This window comes from Fibrobacter sp. UWH5 (assembly GCF_900142505.1).
GTDB lineage: Bacteria > Fibrobacterota > Fibrobacteria > Fibrobacterales > Fibrobacteraceae > Fibrobacter.
This window is the reverse complement of the sequence record NZ_FRBB01000001.1, coordinates 555,753-577,067: the sequence shown is the minus strand read 5'-3', so window position 1 is coordinate 577,067 and position 21,315 is coordinate 555,753. Positions and strand designations below refer to the sequence as shown.

The 21,315-nt window shown below is 47.8% G+C and carries 19 protein-coding genes and 1 pseudogene; 3 read left to right on the top strand and 17 right to left on the bottom strand.

The window, feature by feature from the left end; genetic code table 11:
* Positions 1–12: 12 nt before the first annotated feature.
* The 9 genes from BUB38_RS02450 to BUB38_RS02410 all read right to left on the bottom strand — a co-directional run bounded on the left by BUB38_RS02450 (position 13) and on the right by BUB38_RS02410 (position 11,211).
* Positions 13–558 (bottom strand): hypothetical protein, encoded by a 546-nt coding sequence (locus BUB38_RS02450; RefSeq protein ID WP_073156496.1) that lies wholly within the window; start codon positions 556–558, stop codon positions 13–15.
* Positions 559–573: 15 nt separating this feature from the next.
* The gene (locus BUB38_RS02445; RefSeq protein WP_073156494.1) at positions 574–1,272 is read right to left on the bottom strand and encodes a hypothetical protein; all 699 of its coding nucleotides are present in this window, start codon (positions 1,270–1,272) and stop codon (positions 574–576) included.
* Positions 1,273–1,282: 10 nt separating this feature from the next.
* Positions 1,283–2,098: a TIGR02147 family protein gene (locus tag BUB38_RS02440; protein WP_073156491.1), complete on the bottom strand. Its 816-nt coding sequence runs from the start codon at positions 2,096–2,098 to the stop codon at positions 1,283–1,285.
* Positions 2,099–2,357: 259 nt separating this feature from the next.
* Positions 2,358–3,767: an ammonium transporter gene (locus BUB38_RS02435; RefSeq protein WP_249269445.1), complete on the bottom strand. Its 1,410-nt coding sequence runs from the start codon at positions 3,765–3,767 to the stop codon at positions 2,358–2,360.
* Positions 3,768–3,782: 15 nt separating this feature from the next.
* On the bottom strand, positions 3,783–4,124 hold the full coding sequence (locus BUB38_RS02430; protein ID WP_073156489.1) for a P-II family nitrogen regulator: 342 nt from the start codon (positions 4,122–4,124) through the stop codon (positions 3,783–3,785).
* A 408-nt stretch (positions 4,125–4,532) separates the two neighbouring features.
* On the bottom strand, positions 4,533–5,474 hold the full coding sequence (locus BUB38_RS02425) for a hypothetical protein (protein WP_073156487.1): 942 nt from the start codon (positions 5,472–5,474) through the stop codon (positions 4,533–4,535).
* A 2-nt stretch (positions 5,475–5,476) separates the two neighbouring features.
* Positions 5,477–9,562 (bottom strand): C25 family cysteine peptidase, encoded by a 4,086-nt coding sequence (locus BUB38_RS02420; RefSeq protein WP_073156484.1) that lies wholly within the window; start codon positions 9,560–9,562, stop codon positions 5,477–5,479.
* A 23-nt stretch (positions 9,563–9,585) separates the two neighbouring features.
* Positions 9,586–10,482, bottom strand: a complete 897-nt coding sequence (locus BUB38_RS02415) for a hypothetical protein (protein WP_139258165.1) — start codon at positions 10,480–10,482, stop codon at positions 9,586–9,588.
* A 21-nt stretch (positions 10,483–10,503) separates the two neighbouring features.
* A complete protein-coding gene (locus BUB38_RS02410; RefSeq protein ID WP_073156478.1) occupies positions 10,504–11,211 on the bottom strand; it encodes a hypothetical protein in 708 nt (235 codons plus the stop codon).
* On the opposite strand from BUB38_RS02410, the gene BUB38_RS02405 reads away from it, so the two are divergent.
* Both BUB38_RS02405 and BUB38_RS02400 read left to right on the top strand, forming a co-directional pair.
* Entirely contained in the window at positions 11,206–11,697 is a 492-nt protein-coding gene (locus tag BUB38_RS02405; protein WP_073156475.1) for a peptide chain release factor family protein, read from the top strand. The genes BUB38_RS02410 and BUB38_RS02405 overlap by 6 nt on opposite strands.
* 105 nt (positions 11,698–11,802) lie before the next feature.
* Positions 11,803–13,038 (top strand): lamin tail domain-containing protein, encoded by a 1,236-nt coding sequence (locus BUB38_RS02400; RefSeq protein ID WP_073156472.1) that lies wholly within the window; start codon positions 11,803–11,805, stop codon positions 13,036–13,038.
* A 59-nt stretch (positions 13,039–13,097) separates the two neighbouring features.
* Here BUB38_RS02400 and BUB38_RS02395 read toward each other — a convergent pair whose 3' ends face one another.
* Entirely contained in the window at positions 13,098–13,556 is a 459-nt protein-coding gene (locus tag BUB38_RS02395) for a hypothetical protein (protein ID WP_073156469.1), read from the bottom strand.
* 188 nt (positions 13,557–13,744) lie between these two features.
* On the opposite strand from BUB38_RS02395, the gene typA reads away from it, so the two are divergent.
* Positions 13,745–15,577, top strand: a complete 1,833-nt coding sequence (gene typA / locus BUB38_RS02390; protein WP_073156465.1) for a translational GTPase TypA — start codon at positions 13,745–13,747, stop codon at positions 15,575–15,577.
* Between the two features lie 148 nt (positions 15,578–15,725).
* Here the strand turns inward: typA and BUB38_RS02385 are convergent, their stop codons facing one another.
* From BUB38_RS02385 to BUB38_RS02355, 7 genes and pseudogenes are all read right to left on the bottom strand, one after another.
* A complete protein-coding gene (locus BUB38_RS02385; protein ID WP_088666629.1) occupies positions 15,726–16,178 on the bottom strand; it encodes a hypothetical protein in 453 nt (150 codons plus the stop codon).
* 52 nt (positions 16,179–16,230) lie between these two features.
* Complete coding sequence (locus tag BUB38_RS02380; RefSeq protein ID WP_073156459.1) at positions 16,231–17,151, bottom strand: hypothetical protein; 921 nt, start codon at positions 17,149–17,151, stop codon at positions 16,231–16,233.
* Positions 17,152–17,304: 153 nt separating this feature from the next.
* Positions 17,305–18,278, bottom strand: a pseudogene (locus BUB38_RS02375) (carbamoyl phosphate synthase large subunit); the annotation flags it as partial.
* Positions 18,279–18,431: 153 nt separating this feature from the next.
* Positions 18,432–19,652, bottom strand: coding sequence for a hypothetical protein (locus BUB38_RS02370; protein WP_073156457.1), 1,221 nt, complete (start codon positions 19,650–19,652; stop codon positions 18,432–18,434).
* Positions 19,653–19,655: 3 nt separating this feature from the next.
* Complete coding sequence (locus tag BUB38_RS02365; RefSeq protein ID WP_073156454.1) at positions 19,656–20,300, bottom strand: hypothetical protein; 645 nt, start codon at positions 20,298–20,300, stop codon at positions 19,656–19,658.
* A gap of 16 nt (positions 20,301–20,316) precedes the next feature.
* A complete protein-coding gene (locus BUB38_RS02360; RefSeq protein ID WP_073156451.1) occupies positions 20,317–20,883 on the bottom strand; it encodes a hypothetical protein in 567 nt (188 codons plus the stop codon).
* Positions 20,871–21,281: a hypothetical protein gene (locus BUB38_RS02355; protein WP_139258163.1), complete on the bottom strand. Its 411-nt coding sequence runs from the start codon at positions 21,279–21,281 to the stop codon at positions 20,871–20,873. Before BUB38_RS02355 ends, BUB38_RS02360 begins: the two co-directional genes overlap by 13 nt.
* Positions 21,282–21,315 lie beyond the last annotated feature (34 nt).

The window sequence follows — 21,315 nt, the reverse complement described above, 5'->3', positions numbered from 1 at the left end:
TTCCTCCTTACTTTAATCGTGACATTTGTTTATAACTTCTGCGGCAAAGGACGCCCAATAAGGATCTTCATAAGGTGTTTTATTTGCAGCCCCTTCAGTAAGCACAACCTTACATACATCTTCTGCCAGAATTCCGTCTTCGGCAGCACAGGCATTTTCAAAAACATCCCGAACATTCTGATCATCTGTCCTCAAGATCTTTTGAACAACACCGGCTTCCCTGACCACCCTGTAGGAGTAGGTAAAACCAGTTTCACACATAACTTCGGAAGAAAAATCATGTTCCTCAAGAGACAAGTAGCCAGATTGGGTACCTCCCTTAACCGTACGGAAATCACATTCCGGCAAGCCGCAATTATCAGGAGCCATATCATAAAGTTCGCGGGGCAAGAGAATGTAGTTGTACACGCTATCTAAAGATGCTCCAGAGAACTCAACCTCATTCAATCCCGCTGCCGGCGTATATTGAGGAGAGACTTCCTCGGGACTTGAGCTGTTATCGGAACAGGCAAGCAAACCCAGGGCGGCAATGCCGCATGTTAGCATTTTGTAATTCATAGTTTCCTCCTTACTTTAATTGTGACATTTGTTTATAACTTCTGTGGCAAAGGACGCCCAATAAGGATCTACATAAGGTGTTTTATTTGCAGCCCCTTCAGTAAGCACAACCTTACATACATCTTCTTTCAGAATTCCGTCTTCGGCAGCACAGGCATTTTCAAAAACATCCCGAACATTCTGATCATCTGTCCTCAAGATCTTTTGAACAACACCGGCTTCCCTGACCACCCTGTAGGAGTAGGTAAAACCAGCTTCACACATAACTTCGGAAGAAAAATCATGCTCCTCAAGAGACAAGTAACCAGATTGGGTACCTCCCTTAACCGTACGGAAATCACATTCCGGCGAGCCGCAATTATCAGGAGCCATATCATAAAGTTCGCGGGGCAAGAGAATGTAGTTGTACACGCTATCTAAAGATGCTCCAGAGAACTCAATTATATGAATGTTCCCCTGTGGGATGCTGGGATCAAAGCCCGGATCAAAGCCCGGATCAAAACCAGGATCCGAAGATCCGTTATCGTTGCTAGAATAACCCATACCGGAGCCAGAACTTTCGATAACTTCGCTGGAACTGGAATTTTGATTTCCTCCAGTCGGGTCATCGGCAATAGAATTACCCTGTTCGTCAACACCAGCCACGCCTTCGGATCCGCAGGCGCATAGCATCGCCGTCAAAAAAATTGCGAAAAGGCCATTTCTCTTTTTCATATTGTTCTCCCTAAATTTTTTCCGTCAACGGGAAAAATTGCAAATTCAAACGATAGACCTGATCGATATTCTCGCATTCACTGGCGATCGCCATAATCCGTCTGCGAAATTCATCAACCTCCTTATTGATGCGTTCGAATGTTTTGGCATCTACCCCCATAGTTATACCAGAAATATTCCTTTCTCGAGGATCCACATTTTCAATAGCTTCCCTCGCAAAATCAATCATCTCGCGATTCAGGGAACGTAACGCCAAGGGAATCGCTTCCGTAGAACCCGAAATGACACGATCCGTCTGACGGTATTCATTGACACCCGTTTCCTGAAGTAAATTCGCCTTCGTCAACAGACCGAGCGAATCCCTGACCTGCTGAGCCGTAAAAGTGTGCTTTATCTTTCGCGCCATTTCCAGAGGCAAGGCACCGGGCATCAGAGGAGCCAATTCGCGAACGATGGTGTTGACCGCAGATTCATAATAGGCAAAGGTGTCAGAGTCTATGACACGCGCCTTCTGTTCCTTGGCAATCTTAGTCATCTCTTCGAAACAAGCCTTTTTCTTGGCGTCTATTTTTGCATTTCCAAACTCAACCATCTTTTCAAAGTAGGTCAACTCAAAACCAGCCAGTCCCATAGCGGCAGCCACCTTGGGCACACCCACCCGACTCAGAGAAGTTTTACCATCACACACCAACTTCAAATAAGAAGGTGACGAAAAATCAGCCATCCTGGAAAACTCGCGCCAGGTAAAAGCGGACTTTTGCTTCCGTTCTTCGTAAAAATCCTGCATGTAGCAGCGATAATCTTGATACTCAGTAATCGGTTTCATATTTCCTCTCTTGCATGTTCAATATAACTAGGTTTTTTCAAAAAGTCAACAGAAAATGATACAAAATATTAGTTTTTCTTTAATTTTACCCAATTTCATCAATCATTTAAAAATTTTATTCAGTATATGAAACAAATCTTACCTTATATGATACAGAAGAAAAAGAAACCCCGTACCATTCGGTACGAGGTCCTTGTTTTTATTATGGCTTTAACTTATTGCGACGTTTGCCGCGAAAGTCCAGGCGGTTTTCCTGATCTTACATGTTGCTGAAGATCTGGAAGCCACCATAAGATTCCTGTCCGTGTTCTGCAAGATCGAGACCGCGGAGTTCTTCCTTTTCGCTAACGCGGAGGCCCATAGTCTTCTTGATCACGATGAAGATCAGGCAAGCAGAGAGGAAGCAGGGGATTGCGTAGGCAACGACACCGAGAAGCTGGGTGGAGAAGTTGAAGCGGCCGGTGTAATCGAAGATACCAACTGCAAGGGTACCCCAGATACCGTTGACCAGGTGAACGGAGAGAGCACCAACCGGGTCGTCCAAGCGGAGCTTTTCGAAGAAGTACACAGCCAGGACTACGATCACACCACCGATTGCACCAATGATCCAGGCACTGAGCGGGGAAACGGTATCAGCAGGAGCGGTGATTGCAACCAGACCAGCCAAGCATCCGTTGAGAGCCATGGTGGCATCGGGCTTCTTTGCGATAATCCAGGAAGTTGCAGTTGCGGTAATGATGCCAGCCACAGCAGCCAAGTTAGTAGTCACAAGAATCAGAGAGGTATCGAAGGGGTTGCCGGAGAGAGCGGAACCGCCGTTGAATCCCCACCAGCCGAACCACAGGATAAACACACCGATAGTTGCCAGCGGAACGTTGTGAGCGGGAATTGCATGAGCCTTGCCGTTCACATACTTGCCGATACGGGGTCCGAGAATGATTACGCCAGCGAGAGCGCCCCAGCCACCAACGGAGTGAACCAGTTCAGAACCAGCCAGGTCGTGGAAGCCTTCTGCACCGAATGCAGCGAAGTTGGAGAGCCAGCCACCACCCCAAACCCAGGAACCAACTACCGGGTAGACGAATGCTACGTAGAAGAAGGTGAACACCAGGAAGGAGGAAAGTTTGATACGTTCAGCAACGGCACCGGAAACGATGGTTGCGGCGGTAGCGGCAAACATAGCCTGGAACAGCCAGTCAGTGAACAGGGAGAAGTGACCGTTATAAGCGGCAGTGAAGTTGGCGGGATTCATCCAGTCGCCAATGCCGAAGCCTGCAAAGCCAAGCCAACCGTTAAATTCACCCGGATACATCAAGCCAAAGCCCAGCAATGCGTACACGGAAATACCGATAGCGGGAACAGCCACGTTCTTAAAGCAGATGTTGGAAGCGCTCTTTGCACGGCAAAGACCGGATTCAACGCAAGCAAAGCCAAGGCCCATGATGAACACCAGCATTGCGGAAATCATGATCCAGATATTTTCGGTCATGAAGATTGCTTCACCTACAGAGGGAGCAGCTTCTGCAGCGGGAGCGGCAGCGGCTTCCACGGCGGCAGCCACAGGAGCAGCAGCTTCGGCAACAGATTCAACAACAGCAGCGGCGGCGCTAGAAACGGTATCAGCTACAGCAGCGGCGGTATCGACGATAGTAGAAAGTGTATCAGCCATTTTTATACCTCCTTATTAGCCAATAGCTTCCGGGCCAGTTTCACCGGTACGGATACGGATACATTGTTCAAGGTTCGTCACAAAAATTTTGCCATCGCCGATGTTACCAGAACGGGCGCCAGCAATGATTGCATCGATGCAGGGCTGAACGAATTCATCGTTTACGGCGATACGAATACAAATCTTCTTAAGCAGGTTCACTTCGGTTTCAACGCCACGATACACCTGAGTGTGTCCCTTCTGCTGACCGCAGCCCAGAACGTTGGTGACTGACATCTTGAAAATTTCAGCCTCGTATAGAGACTGCTTTACGCTATTTAGCCTTTCGGGTTGAATGTAAGCTGTAACGAGCTTCATGATTTCATCCTTGTGTTGAGTTTATTTTTGTTTCCGCCACCCATACGCAAAGACCATGCCAACTCAGATTTTCAGTTGGCAAAAAAAAATAGACGAAACCGTCTCAATCCCTTATTCTATAAGGGTTTGAACGCATCTTCTTTTTTTTATCTGTTAGATTTTACCGCCCCGACGTTCCCCCAAAAAGGCTTACACTTTATGAATTACCCAAATAAAATTATTTACACTATTTGTAATTCAAACAAAAATTTCCTATTAAAGAGCCTCCTAAGGCAACCTTCAACCCCCTCAATCCTATTTATCATATTTTTGTAATTTTCATTTTCTGTAAACCAGCAGAGACAACCACCGCAAATAAAAAACTCCCCCATGCGGAGGAGTTTCGCAAAACAAAGATGTTCGAATCGACTATTTCTTCTTCGAGTTTTTCTTGCCGGCAGCCTTCTTCTTGTCCTTCATTTCTACGCGGCGGCTTCCGGAGCGGAGGCGTTCCCAAGGGGCAAAGGACATAATGGGGAACTGCAGAACGAAGAACCACAAATTGAAAACGAAGAAGTAAAGGGCTGCGCCCCAGTAATTCAAATTAGAAGTCTTGGCGGCATCGGCGGCATTTGCAGCAGCATCGGACGCCTGGGCGGCATCCACAGCGTTAGCGGCAGGCATGTCAAAAGCCACGGCGCACACAGCTAGCAAGGAAGCCGCAAGCACCGGGACAAACATCTGCTTCGCAGCCTTTACCAAAGCACCCGCAGCAGGCACACCGGCAGACAGATGCTTGCCCGCCACAGCAGACAAGGACATCGCACTGGCAAATCCAAGAGCAGAAAGCACAGCCCACACAAGCCAGGTGGGTTCCAGGCTAGCCGGCAGAACGGCACAAAGTCCGCTCCAGAAAATCCAGGCCAAGACAAAGGGGAAAAGTCCACAGGCAAAGGGGACCTTCACCACAACAAGAGCCACCAGCGAAACAATCGCCAAAGCGCCAAACATCATGACAGGCATGTTTTCGTTACCGCCCAAGATGTAGAGAGCGCCAAATGCCAAGCCAAAAGAAACGGCAGACGCAACCGCACCGCGAACGCTTCCAAAAATAGCGAACAGTACAACGGCGGCAATGGCAGCCACGCTCAGATACTGAGCATTAGCCCAGACCCCTGCAACACCTTCCACCTCGGCCATCCACATTCCCAGCGCTTCAGACGCTCCCAAGGGCAAGGAGGCAATGCCCTGCCAGCTGGAGGCCATAAAGCTGATGGAAGCAACGACGATAGCCACAATGGAAATCAGGCGTATACGCAGCATGATCTCCAAAAAAGACTGAATCTTACCCGGTTTTTCTCTCAAATCCATAATTACCTCGAAATCAATAGTTTCTGTTTTTTAGTCCAAGTTTTCTTTTTCACACCTTCCGACGCAGGAACTTCGCAACGTACCACATAGTGATACAGCCCATTAGCAAGAAGGCGGTTACGATCATCGCGGCCATCCCAGCGGGTCACACCCGATACGGCATCCTTCAAGACCTTCACCAGACGGCCATTCTGATTGTAGATGAAAATGTTTACTCTGGAATCAGCGAAATTCTTAAAGTAGAAAGTCGTTCCCTTTTTACCCATGGGGTTCGGAGCATTGAAAACATCGGCCAGGCCCGTCTCCATCTCGTCAGTAATTTCGACCACCAACGTTTTCGTAGCAGCATTTCCAACAACATCCAGGGCCCTCACTTTAAACAAGTAGGATCCCGCAGGATATTGTTCCGTACTAAAGTTCATACGGACCTTAGCATATTTGGAATTCTGTTCAAGATAAGGGCTTGGATGGAACGGATCCTGAACACCTTCGACTTCAAAGGAAATTCCCTCATCAGCCTGTTCCCTAAAATCGAGGGCCGTAGAATCTTCCACTTCAACTTGCAAGCATGCAGGAGCCTGAAGCTTTATGTTTTGTCCGTCAACAAAGTAGGTTGCCATTGCCCCCGATATACAAGACTGAATCTTGATTGTGGGGGGAACAGTATCCTTCAAGGAATCTGCATAGTTGGATATTCCTGCGATTCTCAAATGTCCAATTAGGGAGCGGCCAACAGCAGCGGATTTCTTTGAATACGCCCACGTTGTAAATTCCGCCAGGGAATCACCAAAGGACATTTTACGCGGGGTGACAAATTCTGTAGAGAACCGTCCATTCTTCACAGCCACTTCTTCAGAATAAATCAGAGGACCATTCAAGAACACTTCCAATTCTTCGTTCATCGAATTTTGCAAATCAACCGTTTTGTACGAACGGCCTTCTTTCAAGTTCAACACGATATATCCATCATCAAGACCATCTACAGTTCCAGACAAAGTCAATTTGTCAAGCGCCTTAATCTGTTCCAGAGGTTTATCTAGTTTCACTTTATATTCAGAAATCGGCAGACCAATGACCGGTTCGCCTAACAATACATAGCGTCCTTCATTATAACGCTGGTTTCCAGATAAAGTGGAATAACGTTTGGAACCTACGTAAGCATCACCAATGCGACGGACGGAATCAGAGGTCAAGGCAAAGCTCATGAAATTCAATCCGAAGGTTTTATTCTCCGAGGCAAAAGTTTCTCTAGTCGCACCAATGGAAACAATAGAACCTGCGCCACTAGCCATTAACATTTCTTCTGAAAGTGACGGAACAGTTCCTTCATCAAAACGGCCAACCGTACAGGAGAACGAAGCCAATATGGTATATCGTCCCTTATTAGAAAGTTTCTTAACATAGCTGGGCTTCATCAAACCTTCTACAGCCCAGTCCGTCTTCGAACCATGTCCATAGTACGTGGTAATCAGGGCTCCCTGGTTCAAAATACTGATAAAGTTTTCGGCAGCGAGTTTTTTCTGTCCAGAAGCATCCCGTTCATAATCCACCAGGTAAATTTTCTTCATATCCCAGCGAATATTCTTTTCTTCAGAACGATCACTGATTGTTTTAGCCGTATTTTCCTGAAAAGTGGTATGAGGGATATTATCGACACCGCCATTATTCCAGGCATCATCTGCAGCCAACAAAATGACAGAACGCCAACTAGAATTGTCAAACGTTTTCAGCATTTCATGATCTTTCGCCTTGCGAACATAGTTGGCAAACGCAGACGGAGACTGGGCAGGAATTCGCCCAACGGCAACATCCAGCTCATAAGGTCCAAAGCGAATCACTTCACCCGAATCCAGTACGCCATAAAAATCCTCGGACACATAGTCTTCATCCTGGTAGGTCGGGAAATGATTTGGCGTCAGTCGGCTGTTCATGCCGCGGTAATCGAAAGTTCCCGAGCCGACCAAAAGGACATAACGGAAATCGGGGCATACAGAGTAAACGTAAGACAGGTAGTTTCTAATTGCAACCGGAGAAAGGCGCCCTGCCGTGTACGTTCTGTAAATGTCTTCAAGATTTACTACAGAGGTGGCAATAGAACTTACAGCAGAACCGCCGGCCCTAAACTCAGCCAAGGCAACAGCTTCATTAATAAAGTCAGGAGGAGCAATGATCAAATACTCCAACTTTGAATTAGGGCGAGTCAAATCCTTAAGGACACCGCTATTGGGTCTAGAAAAACCAGCAACCCTCAAGTCCTCTCTAAACGCATCCGAACGAACGGCAAGATAGCGAACATCATCCTCGCTGGCCACGCTATCCTTGGCAACACCGTTGGATGAACGCAAATAGCCGACAGGCTGAAGATTCTTAAACTTCATGACCTGCGTACCAGACGGAACCGGAACGTTGATCACACCCGAAACATTTCCCGGCAAAAGCCATTCCGCAGAATCAACAACAGGCTTCCACTGGTAGGCAAAACTGTATCCGTTAAAACGATCATACTGTGTGCCGCCCGGGAGCATATCCAGGGCAATGGAATTGCCAGTCTTCTTAAGTTCGACGCCATCGATCCTAAAGTTACCCCCCGGCATCAAAGTCGTCGCCTCACGGCGGACTCTAGTTCCGTTCACCTCTACGGCAAAAAAGATGGAATCCATTCTTTCTGCATAACTACGGCTAGACATATAGATGTCTTTTTTCTGGTCATTTGCTTTTTCTGCAGAAGAATGACTTACAGAACGGCGGGGCATGTACGTTACGGCAACATACTGCCTGCCGCCTTCCACAAGGCCAGGCAACGTATACGTTTCATCCGTTTTTAACTCCGCAGCAGAAATCCGCGTGGAATCAAACCTCGAGTGCCAATGCCAGAACCATTCCTTACCTGAAGCGGATTCCCAGTTCAGGTCCTTTCCGTAATAAGTATCCCTAAGCAAGGCATCTTCTTCGGCATGTACATAGCGCATCCACTCCACATCTCGGCCCTTTCCCGCAGGGGATTCAACCAAGTCCGAGAGTCGCTTGCCCTTACCCGTATATTTCTTTCCAAGAAGGAATCCCTGGTCAAAGGAATAGGGAGAATAGGAATGGAAGTAGTCCATCTCGCCGTTTTTAAACGACGGATTTTCGCGGTCACAACGTTTCCAGAAGCCGTTTCCGTATCCAACAAATACAATGGAGTCTCCCTCGCCAAAAGTTCCGTCAGCCTTGGAACTAGAAGGAGAATGGTCTCTAACCTCAATGGGGATTTCAAAAATTTGATTGGGATTGCGTTCCGCCGCACCAGGACCAATTGCCGCAAGGGTATCCTGAGACGAACCATATAGGCAAATCTTATCTACAGGTATGCCCACGAGATCGTCTTCTCGTTGAGCGGAAACCATTGCCGCACGAACACTTCTATACTCTACAGCATACAGGCCATCTTCAGAGAACGAGCCAAGCTTTTTATCGCCTACAAAGAACTGTGCCAGAAATTCAACGTCGGAGTAATCGCTAGAGGCGGACTTGCGAAGGCTTTTCTGCAAAGCCTTCTGGTTCGCGCCAAAGCGCGAAGCCCCGTTCACGTTCAGTGCACGGGCAAGTCCTCTCAGACCAGGCTTCACACCTGCAGCCCGTCCGTTAAACTTGACGTTCAGTCTAAAGTTCTTGCGAAGTGCAACAGAGTTTCCTCTTTTCACGTAAAGAGGCACCCGGATATCCGTAAGCCAGAGGCCATCTCGCTGAACTGCTTCAGACATCTGAATCGGACCAAAGCCAAACGACACCGGCTCCATTCTTTCCGGATCAGCACAGACAGGCTTGCCCAATTCAAGCAGACGCTCATCAGATATGAAAACCTGAGGCAATTCCTTCGTCGGCAAGGCAATGCTATACGTTCTAAACGGAACACCGTTTCCATCGAAATAAGTGGCATTTTCCGGTCGGAAAAAACCACCCTTGTAACCATCGCAATCCAGCACAGCCGTATTTGCGACTTCATCATCCATCACAAAGCGATTTTGGGAATCCTCCACCACTTTCGAGGCAAATGCAGGCACCGCCAACAGCGCCGCAAGAACAAAATTTGATATTGAAAACTTCACGTTTTCAAAATAGAAAAATGCACCTAGGGATTAGTCACCAGCAATTCGGAATAGCCGTTTCCATTGGTCCTAAATTCAACCACTTCGCCTCGAGCCGTCTTGGCCTTAAAAAGCGTAAAGAAAGGAGGCATCACACCGCTACTGAGAATGGCATCCAGTTCCTCTGACGGCATTTTATAGTTAGCATTCCATTCCTGCATATACCAATGCCAGGGCTGCCAATTGAACACGCCTCGAACAGACTGGACAAAAGCACGAAGCATCAGGGAATACTCATACTTGAAGTAATCCTCATAATCCCTAAGCATCGCCTTTTTCTCCACAAAAGTCTTGGTCGAATAAGTCGGATCCAAGGTTAGCGGAGAATCTACGCGGTTTTCATAAGTAAAGCGGAATCCATTGCTCATGGTCTTGATTTTCAAGTTAGGCTTATCTATATGAATAAATTCATTTTCAGAAACTTGTTTATAATCTCTAAACACCACGGAGTTAGAAAGTACAGGATTGATTGTCAATTTTTCGGGCTTTGCATCCAGCTTTTTCAGTTCATAAAACATCAGCACTTCACCAGCACCTTTCTGCAGGAGTACAGCCAGCAAGGGAAGTTGACGTTCCGTAAGTACCCAAACCATTTCCGGCTTATTTTCAGCCTTGAGCATAGGATTCAGCACTTCCATCAGGGACGGATCCTTTACGCCGTTCACATCCCATTCCATCCACGTGCCCGTACCGCCAACAGAATCCAGCGTCGCAAACAGACGGTCGCCACTAAAGGGTCGGCGGGAATCTACGGCACCAAGAATTTTTGCGGAACCCGAAGTATAGCCGGTCTTAGTTGATTTTGGGGAGGCCGGGGCGGATACGCACAAGGATACCGCTAACAGACAGAGGCCAAGCACACGAACAAAGCTTTTACTCATTATAAAACCAACGAAAAAGCGTTAGAATCCAATAGGATTGAACAGGGATTCATCCAGTCGGCTATACTGCAGATGGTATTCCCTATCCAGCCAGTACAGGGCCAATTTCTTGTCAGTCCAGTTCTTCTTCACGGCGGTAGCTTCAACGCCCTTGGTAATCAGGGGAACCGTTTCCACTAGGTCTAACTTCCAGTCGTTATCATCCCATTCAAACAGCATAATGGGAACCTCGGGGCTATTGGCAAGACCAATGCTGCCGCGGTCATTTTTCACCTTCATGGGCCCAAGTTTCAGGCTGGTAAAGCGCTGGAACATTCCCGCCTTAGAAAGGTAGAGCCACAGCATGCGATCTTCGGAAACTTCCCACAGGTGTTCACGTTCGTATAGACGGTAAAGGAGTATGGAATAAATTTCGTAAAACTGGCAGGTATCCAGTTCCGCCTCGGTGTAGGACATGGCATGACGTTCCAGTTCATCCAACCAGTTTTCCGAAGGGTCGGTCAGCATTTCCAGCAAGGTGTCTGCAGGAGTATCGACGCGAATGGCGGCAAGGAACTTCTGGAACATGGCTTCCAGGGCGGCCTGCTTATCAATTTCGCGATTCTGAGCCTTTGCATCCTTAACGGCAGCAGATTCGCTTAACGAGCTAGAGGAACCAGCACAGCCAGCAAAAAACATGAGAATTCCGGCAACAGCGGCCAAAACTATTTTATTTTTCAGTACATGCATCGCGACACCTACCTAAAAATGACCTTGGATGAACTCCTTCGAGCCTGCACCCTCAAGGGGTATCAAGGCAGCGGTCCCGGCGGCCAGCACCGCAACAAGACCAACACAGGAGTCCTTTTAACTCTTCGTGAATTCAATTTAGAAATCAAATCCTGCGAAGGTAGGAGCGCTCACGAAAATAAGATCCATGCATTGCACCGAATGCAGATGGCCCTAGCCCTGCAAGTTCGAGAAACACCAGCAAACCCGGAAATTCCTTTTCCCGGCAGCAACGGTCACATCCAGACCTCCAATGCGTTATTCCCCCTTTTCGTAGCTCATGTATTTGATATTATGGCCGCCAAGGGGGGTGATACCAAGACCGCAGCAGCCGCATTCAACCTCAGTCCCAGCGCCCTGGTTAAAATTCTTCGGCAAGATAAAGCCTGCGCCACAAAACTCCAAGGGAACAGGCAACAAAACGGCCAAAAGCCCCTTAAGCTTTAAGATTTCGCAGGCCCCGAAAGTAAAAATCTTTTTACAGCGTAAAAGGCGATTTTCTGGATCAAAAACTCGTGTTAAGAAGTGGACCACTTCAAAACAGGAGGTTTTATGAGTCCGATTCTTAACCGCATCTCGACCAAGTGTTTCTTGGCCGCCATCTTGTTCTGCGCCGCATTTTTCTGGAACTGCGGGACAGACTCCACCAACAACCAGCTTTCGTCTGTTGACGTCGAAAAGACCAGCGTTTCCCTGAGGTTTTCCTATACCGAAACCCCTCTGGTAGACAGTCTTGTTCTTGACTGCCTCGGCCCGGACACGCTCCATTTGATTCATGCCCCAGGAAATCCCGACTTCAGCCTGGACCTGTTTCCCAGCGACCACTGGAGTTTCAAGGCAAAGATTTATGCCAACGGAGACCTGCAGCAGATGGGAGAACTGGAAGCCAAGCTTTCTGCAGGCGCTGCCGTAAACCTGAGCATCCAGATGCACGCCATCGTAGGCTTTGTCTACATCGAGGTTCCGTTGGGTCTGAACAACAGTGCGGGAGTTACCCGGGGAACCATGACCCTTACATCCGACAAGGACAGTTATACCATCCCCATGACCCAGACGGCAACCGCCGGTATTTTCAAGAGCGGAATGTTGAAACTGGGGGCCAACTACGATGTGGAAATCACACTGTTCGGCGAAGATGGAAAGGGCATCTACAAGCTGAAAGACAAGTTCCTTTTGACGGAAGACAGCCCCGTTCCAAATCTGACATTAAATTCGCTCAGGAGCCAGGTTTCGCTGATGGTGAACCTCGCACCAGAAAAGAACGTGGAATTGACACTCCCCCTGCCAGCAGGATACCGCAAGCCCAAGGCCAACGAACTCCTGATTACCGAAGTGATGGCCGCCCCCGACAATAAGGACACTACCCAATACGAATTTGTAGAAATCTACAACGGCAGCCTGGACACCCTGATTCTTGACGACTGCGCCATCGGGCTCACCAGCTCCAGTTCCACCAAGTTCATCCCCCTCACCGTCAGCGAGATTCCGCCTAACGAGATCCTCGTTCTGGGAAACCCCAACAGCCAAAATACACCCGCCCTCCACATCGGGACCGACGGCTGGAACGACATGGGAAATTCCAAAGGGTTCGTCATCCTCAAGTGCGACGACATTACGCTGGATTCGCTTTACTACGCCTCGGAACCAGACTCGCTACACCCTAATGTAGTACCCGCAGTTCCCTCGGGCAAAAATGGCGCCTCCTCCCAACTGAACCTGGAGCAGTGGAAAAACCGTCAGGATTCAACCGCCTGGAAGCTGGCCACACCCACACCGGGAATCCTCTAACGAAAAAAACGGCCGCTCCAGAAAGCGGTCGTTTTAAAATTTGCAGCCGATTAGGCGAATTAAGCTCTAATCTGAGTGTTAGCGCGTTCCACGTCAAACAGTCTGCGGAGCAGTTCTGTACGGGCAGGTTCACGTTCTTCAGCAAGAGTCAGAGGAGCCATGTTGATAGCTACCAGGATAGAGCCCGGATAGTTATTTGCATTCTTGATGAATTCGCTGCTAGAAACGCCATCGGTATAGAAGTCAACCACAAAGGTATCCCAGTCGTCGTTTTCAAGCTGTTCCTGGGCTTCGGCCTCAGTCTTGACAGCCTTAATCGTAGCGCCAACCAGAAGATCGGTCAGCACTTCGAGGCAAGCCTCACGGCGAGCATCGTCTTCTTCCCACACCAAAATGCAACGGTCGCTGTAGTCACGGACAACCGGGGCAGAGGATTCTTCTTCGGACTCGAACTTTTCGAGGGCGGCCTCGTCCATTTCGTCGTCATCAAAATTATCAAGATCTTTATTCTTTGCCATAGTAGCCCAAATATAGTAAAAAAGCCATGAGTTACGAGCTATGAGCCATGAGTTATGAGCTATGAGGCCTGTAAGGGTGTTTTTTGCGCAATGCTCACAGTTCCACACTCAAAGCTAACTTGCCATGATTGTGCTATTTTTCTAAATTTGCGCCCAAAAATAAACCTTTCTATATATAAGAAGGCCCTATGGATCAATCTAAAATCAGAAACGTCGCCATCATCGCCCACGTTGACCACGGTAAAACTACCCTGGTGGACCAGCTCCTCAAGCAGTGCGGAACCTTCCACGAAGGTGAAGAAGTCAACGAACGCGTGATGGACTCCGACAACCTGGAACGCGAACGCGGCATTACCATCCTTTCCAAGAACACCAACGTGATGTACAAGGGCTACCGCGTGAACATCGTGGATACCCCGGGGCATGCCGACTTCGGTGGCCAGGTAGAACGCGTTCTTGGTACCGTTGACGGTGTGATTTTGGTGGTGGACGCTTTCGAAGGTCCAATGGCCCAGACCCGTTTCGTAACCCAGAAGGCTCTCCAGATGGGCCTTATTCCTATCGTCGTCGTGAACAAGATCGACCGTGACGGTTGCAATCCCCATGGCGCTCTGGACAAGGTTTTCGACCTGTTCTGCGAACTTGACGCAACTGAAGAACAGCTGGACTTCGACAAGGTGTTCGGTTCCGGCCGTCGCGGTATCTGCAAGGCAGAAATGGAAGATCCGGATGGCGATTTCTCCATCCTCATGGACAAGATTATCGAACGCATTCCGGCACCCAAGGGCGATCCGAATGCCGAACCCCTCATGCAGATTACCTCTCTGGAATACTCCGGCTTCCTCGGTCGCTTGGCAGTGGGCCGCGTCCAGAACGGTCTGTTCAAGCCGGGTCTGACTGTTGCACAGTCCACTGTCGACGGCAAGTTCAAGAACGTCCGTCTCCAGAAGGTTCTCCGCTACGACGGTCTTTCTCCCCAGCCGGTTGAAGAAGCCGGTCCGGGCGACATTGTTCTTCTGGCAGGTTTCGACAACTTCGACATCGGCGATACCCTGTCCGATCCGAAGAATCCTGTGGAACTGCCCCGTATCCACATTGACCCGCCCACCATCTCCATGATGTTCACCGTGAACACCTCCCCCTTGGCAGGTAAGTACGGTGGTAAGTTCATGACTGGTAACCAGCTCCAGGAACGTCTGGAACGCGCACACATGGCTGATCCCGCCCTCCTGGTGGAAAAGGCTGACGGTGCTTCCAACTTCAAGGTTTCTGGCCGCGGCATTCTCCATCTGACCATTCTGGTGGAAAATATGCGTCGTGAACTCTATGAATTCACCATCGGTTCTCCCCAGGTGATTTTCAAGAACGACGAAAACGGCAAGCTCCTGGAACCGGTCGAAGAATTCAAGGTCGAAGTACCTAACGAATTTAGCGGCGCCTGCATTCAGGAAATCCAGCAGCGTAAGGGCGAAATGACCAACATGACCACCGATGAAAACGATCGCGTCACCTTGGAATTCAACGTTCCTTCTCGCGGCCTTATCGGTATCCGTCCCAGACTCCTGTCCCTCTCCAAGGGTTACGCCATCAGCCAGTCCATCTTCAAGGGCTACGAACCGTACAAGGGAGAAATCCCGGCTCGTATCAACGGCGTGCTCATTGCTAAGGAACCGGGTGAAGCCGCTAGCTACGCTCTTTCTAACCTGGAAGACCGCGGCTACCTCATCATCGGACCGGGCGCTGAAGTTTATCCGGGCATGATCGTTGGCGAACACAACCGTGATGTGGATATCACCGTGAACGTCACCAAGGGTAAGCACCTGACCAATATGCGTTCCAAGTCTGCTGATGATATGATCCAGCTGACTCCGTATCGCCGTCTGACTCTGGAAGAATGCGTTACCTTCATTAACGAAGACGAATGCATCGAAGTCACTCCGGAAGTTCTGCGCCTCCGCAAGACCGAGCTGGATCCCATCAAGAGAAAGCAGCTCTCCAAGAAGCCCGCAGAAGAAGAATAATCGTTGTTTGCGGTACCAATGGCGCCGCGACACTTCTCGGATTAGAAAAGACCCGCTTTTTAAAGTTGGTCTTTTCTTATTTCTACAAAAAGCCTGCGGAAAAATTTCCACAGGCTTTCTTCACAATTCAGAACTAAAACAACAATTATTACGGAACACGATAGAAGTTGAAACCGAGAATAATATCATCAGTTGCAACATCATTTCTTGTACGGGAAATATTAATCTTAATCGGATTATTATTCTTCGCAACAAATTCCACATACTGGAAGGTAGCATTTCTAATCTGGGAAGTTGCAGTGTTGCCTTTGTACTGAGAAACATTCAAGCCAAAGACCATAGGGATTCTTTCTTCAGTCTTAGAATTAGAAGGTTTAACAGATTTAGGATTAACCAGCCAGGCAATAGCAACACGATAAGTTTTACCCGCAACAATACCATTAGCTTCTTCAACATGAATAGTGCCATAATTATCAATGGCATTGTTGGGACCTGTCCAGAATTTAGAACGATTCAAGCCAATCATAGCGCTGTAATTAGGAACGCCCTTCAGGATTTTCTTATTTAGCTTGCTTGCGGTATAATCAGTAGAACTGGTCACAGGATTCGTGCTGGATGTCAACAGGAGAGCCTTAACAACTTCGGGATGCCATTTATAAAATCATTTTTATTGCTAAATCGAAAATTAGAATATTTGCATTGGAAGACGTCATTTCACCTGATGAACCGCTATTGCCAGCACCAGCAAATTCGGTCACACGAAAATCATATACATACTGATCAATTTCATCAGTCAAATCATTGTTTTTACTAGCCTTTTCCAATCCAGCCGAAACATTTCGCCCCGTGGCAACACCAACAGGAACATCGTGAGAATACGGCAATGGATAGAAATGATTCGTTCCCTTACTTTCACCAACGAGTCGATTTAAAGAAGAATATACACTTCCCGCAGTAGCCGCCGTAAGAAGGTATGCTAAAGCCGTGCTATGGGAAGAAAGTCCACATATGGAGTAACTATTATCACCGGCATATTTTGAAGCCCAATTGATAGGAGCAACCCTACGATTTCCTAAACAGCCATAATAATCCGAAAGAAGATGGATTTGTTCTGCACTACCTCCTGCAGTAAAAGAACTCTTCTTGAAAATGTTGCTTTCATAATCATAAGACCTGTCCTTAGGGCCATAATAAGGCTTACTATAAATCCAAAATTCCGGATACTTCCAATCGGTATAATCAGCATAATCGAGCTCGCGAGTACAAACTATCTTATCGTTAGACCTTTCTAAGAAGTCGTCTTCCGAAACTTCTTCTCCATCAATTGCGTATACTTTACCTTGATAAAGTTGGTATTCATACTCACCCATGGTAAGAGAGCCGTATCTTGCATTGCTAGCCTTCATCAAAGCAGACTTGTTCTGCTGCATATTATTTTTACCTGCAGCAGTTTCTACGGTCTTAGCATAATTTGCAGTGTTGTTCTGGCGGCCAAGCATATCAAATGACTTGTCCTCAGCATTTGCGCCCATAGCAAGAGCACAAATCGCTATCATAGAAAGCGGTTTCTTCATCTTTTACTCCTTAATTTATATAGAATTAGAAGTAGTTAACCATAGAAAATAGTCAAACACCACGCCCATTTAAGCGTTTTTCACAATACTGGATATGTAGAGAAAAATCAAATATGTGGACTTAGCATTCCAACAAATTCCTCACTATTGCCGCGGAGTAACGCCGACGGCCTTGGCAACATATTCGCGGAGCATGTTTTCGTCGTAAATAACTTCCATGTCGCTTTCGGGCATCGGGATTTCCAGCTGGTCCATCATCTTGCGGAACAGGTCGCGGTCTTCAGCGATGTCGATGGAATCGATGCTGGTACCGAGATTCTTCACGCCTTCGTCGCTGAGTGCGCGGGCGATGTTCAGCGGAATTTGGCCACCGAACTGCACGATAACGCCTGCGGGCTGTTCCTTCTTGTAAATCTGGAGAACGTCTTCGAGGGTAACCGGTTCTAAGTACAGCTTGTCGGAAGTATCGTAGTCGGTAGAAACGGTTGGAGGCTTCGCCTCTTTCCCCTGGCTCGCCAAATGACAATAAACAAGTTTATTGTCGCTTGGCTCGCTGCGCGGCTATCCGGGTTGCAGTTCACCATGATGGTTTCGTAACCCATTTCGCGGAGAGCCATTGCAACGTGGCAGCAGCAATAGTCGAATTCGATACCCTGGCCGATTCTGTCCGGGCCACCGCCGAGGATCATGATCTTTTTCGGGTTATTGGTGGCGGTAGATTCGTCCTTGCAGTTGTTGGTAGAATAGTAGTAGTACTGGTCCTTCACGCCGCTTACGGGCACTGCGCACCAGCCTTCAACCATGCCAAGTTCGATACGCTTTGCTCGAACGTCCTTTTCACGGATGCCGAGGATCTTTGCGATGTACTTATCGCCGAAGCCATCCTTCTTGGCCTTGATGAGGATTTCATCCTTCGGGTGCATGCCCGGAGTCTTGAGCATTTCTTCTTCATGTTCGACGAGTTCCTTCATCTGTTCAATGAAGTATGCCTTTTCGTAGGTCACGGCGTTCACTTCCTCGACGGTAGCGCCCTTGCGGAGAGCTTCGTACATCTGGAAGTGGCGTTCGGAATAAGCGGTCTTCATCATTTCGAGAAGTTCTTCCTTCGTCTTCTTGTTGAAATCCTTAATGCTCTTTTGGGCGTTCCCCGCGCTCCGCACGGGTCGGGCTATATTTTAGTGGCCGTTTGACATCGCTCCGCTCGCAACCAGCCTACTAAAACGGAGCCTTGCTTACGCAAGTCTCCGCCCCAAGGGGTCACTATCCCTAACGCATTTCAATCAATCGGTATAGTAGCCGCGAAGATTGTAAACCAGGTTGACAGAGATTCGGCCGTCGTCGGTCACGGAATCGTCGATATTCCAGTCATAGCGCAACATAAGCGACAACCAGTGCGCCTTCGGCCCGAACATGAGCAGGTTGTACCCGATGTCCGCACCCATGTACCAGCCGCGGCGCCAGTCGTCACAGCCCCAGCCCCACAGGATGTCGAAAAACAGGCCCTTCGTCTGCGAAAACCTGTGGATGGATTCAATCGCCCACCTGGATTTCGTATAGCCCATGGTCCCGGCATAATCCAGGCCCAGAAGCCAAGAATGACTATCCGAAAAGCCCCACGCGAGGTCAAATCGAACTTCCGAATACCAGTCCCCGTAAAGGTCCTTGCCTCCCGCGGCTACCTCCAACCCCATATAGTCCGACATATTGCAGAGAACATCGGCAGCTAAGCCGGCAACAGCACCAGTTGCAGAACTTACGCCATCGGTTGCGCGGCACCTCGCTTCGTGGGTATTTTCATAATCCACCACTTCGGTATAAGGGGTATCGAGCTTCGTACTTGAATTCATGATCTTGTCCGTCAACGAATAGGCCACCATTTCAAGGTCATCGCCCGGCAGGAATTTTTTATGCGCGGCCCTGATAATTTTCGACCCTTCAAAGCGCACCATCCCGAGCCAGTAGGTGTTCTTCAACTTCACAAACGTCATCTGGAGCTTGACCCCATCGTGGTCATCAGAAAGTCCGTATCCAAGTTCTTCGAGGGCCGTTTCCGTATTTTTGGCGGCAAGATCCGCCGTGTTGTCGTCCACACCGATGAACTCCGGATCCATGAAAAACACTTCGGCGGGCCTATCGCTTTTATAGCGTTTGGAGGCCGTCCCGAAAGACTTTGTAAGCATGTTTTCCACCGCAACGTCGACGCTGTCCGCATCGGCAACGGTGACAGAATCCTCTTCAATCTGGCCGTTGAATGAAAACTTCTTCATCCGCACGGAGCGCTTCGCGGGCCCGGACGCCGTAAAGGAAACGCCGACGTTCTCGATTTCGGGACTGGGGGCATGCCCGAGTTCCGCTAAATAAACGGTCGCCATCGCCCGAAGTTTTTTGGCAGACAGGTCCCACGTACCGTCGGCATCCCCTTCAATGACCTGCACTGTCGCAGCCCCTGCACAAACAGCAAGGAAACCGAACAAAATAAGAATACGAGAAACAACAAGCATTAACTAAAATTCAAAATACCTGTCTGGAAACTTCGCGGATGACTGATAAACAGAAAATGTCATGTCCACTTTAGTCTCTTGCGCACCAACCAACACAGAAATATGCATGGCACTGATTTGCTTCGTTGCATCATCATACTCGAAAGTCATTACCGATGAATTTTCCCCTACATTTTGTTCCATTTTCTGCACTTGTTTTTTCGCCGAATCATAATAAACAACGGACGAATCCCCTTCAATCTTATAAAGCGAACCCTCAATGCGTACGGGTTCCTTCCAATTCCCGGAACCTAACGTATTGGACACATTTTGAACAGAAGCTAATTTTTCTATTTCACCATTGTATGAGGTAATCCGCTCTTTTTGAGTCACCAAGTCAACAGTTTTCATTTTTTCACCGGATTGAATCATCCGCTGGTTCACAAGGGAACTCCGCATTTCAAAATAGACCTTATTTTTCCCTTTGGTCACATAATGATAATCTGTAGCCTGAGAACCAAACGTAGGAACGATCACCACCGTATGTACCCGATATTCCAAGGAATCCGGGTTAATCACATTAGCACTCAAGCCCCTTTTCACATCTTCCAATGTAAGAGCGAAGGACGAAACGCAAATAAGCGCAACAGCCATAAAAAATTTTTTCATTTATAAATCCCTATTGTTAAAAGTTCCATTGAGCGGAAAGACCCCAGCCTCCCATCGACATCCAACTATCATCGCCACCGTGCAATCCGTGAAAATTCCAATAAACCATTCGATAATCGGCATTAAGGCCTAAAAAAAGATTTTCGTTCAAATAATATCCTAATCGGTAACCATATCCGAAACAGAATCGACGACCGTCAAATGTTTCATTGAATGAATGTTCTTCCATGGCACGGTTTACATTATTCCACGCAAATATCCATGAAATACTTGGATACGCCTCAAACATAATATTCTTATAGGTCACAGACCAAGTAAAAGGCCTGAATCCGATAGTCCAAAAAGACACGGCTTCATCGCCATCGTCATAAGAATAGCCAAATCTTTTTACATCAAAAGAAAGCTTATAATCAATTAGATTTGAGGTTTCATTGAAAAATCCTGCTTCAAGCGAAAAGCCAACAATGCCCGATGGGTCCGAAACCCAATGAGATGATTGAAGACGACTGTCCCCTATATTTACAGAGACAAAGGCCGCCTGTGCGCTAAGGCAAAAGAAAAGAAGTAGAACTAGAATCCGCATGACTTATTTTCCTCTGCCAAAAACACAACACCATCTTTTTCAAAATATCCATTTGTTTTTTTTTCAAATGAGCCTAATTTATCCACATGGAGACTATATAATACGGAGCCATCCTTTTCTTGATTACCTACAGAAAAATCTGAATCATACTCAGTTTCATCATAAGTTTTTTCAATTACAAAAGACGAATCAGCATTCATGTTCGCATAAACAAGTTTGTACTGAACATGAGCCACAGAATCTATACAAAACTTCGTGCAATACACTACCTGAGTTTCATACCAATTTTCGTACTTCGTTCCATAATAGCACCCTTGAATTTCTTCTTGGCCAATGAGTTCCGCGGCCTTCGATGTTCCATGGTCAATGTAGGGGCAAGCGGTCAGCATAATGGCCATGAAGCAAAGACATGCTGCAATCAATATTTTTTTC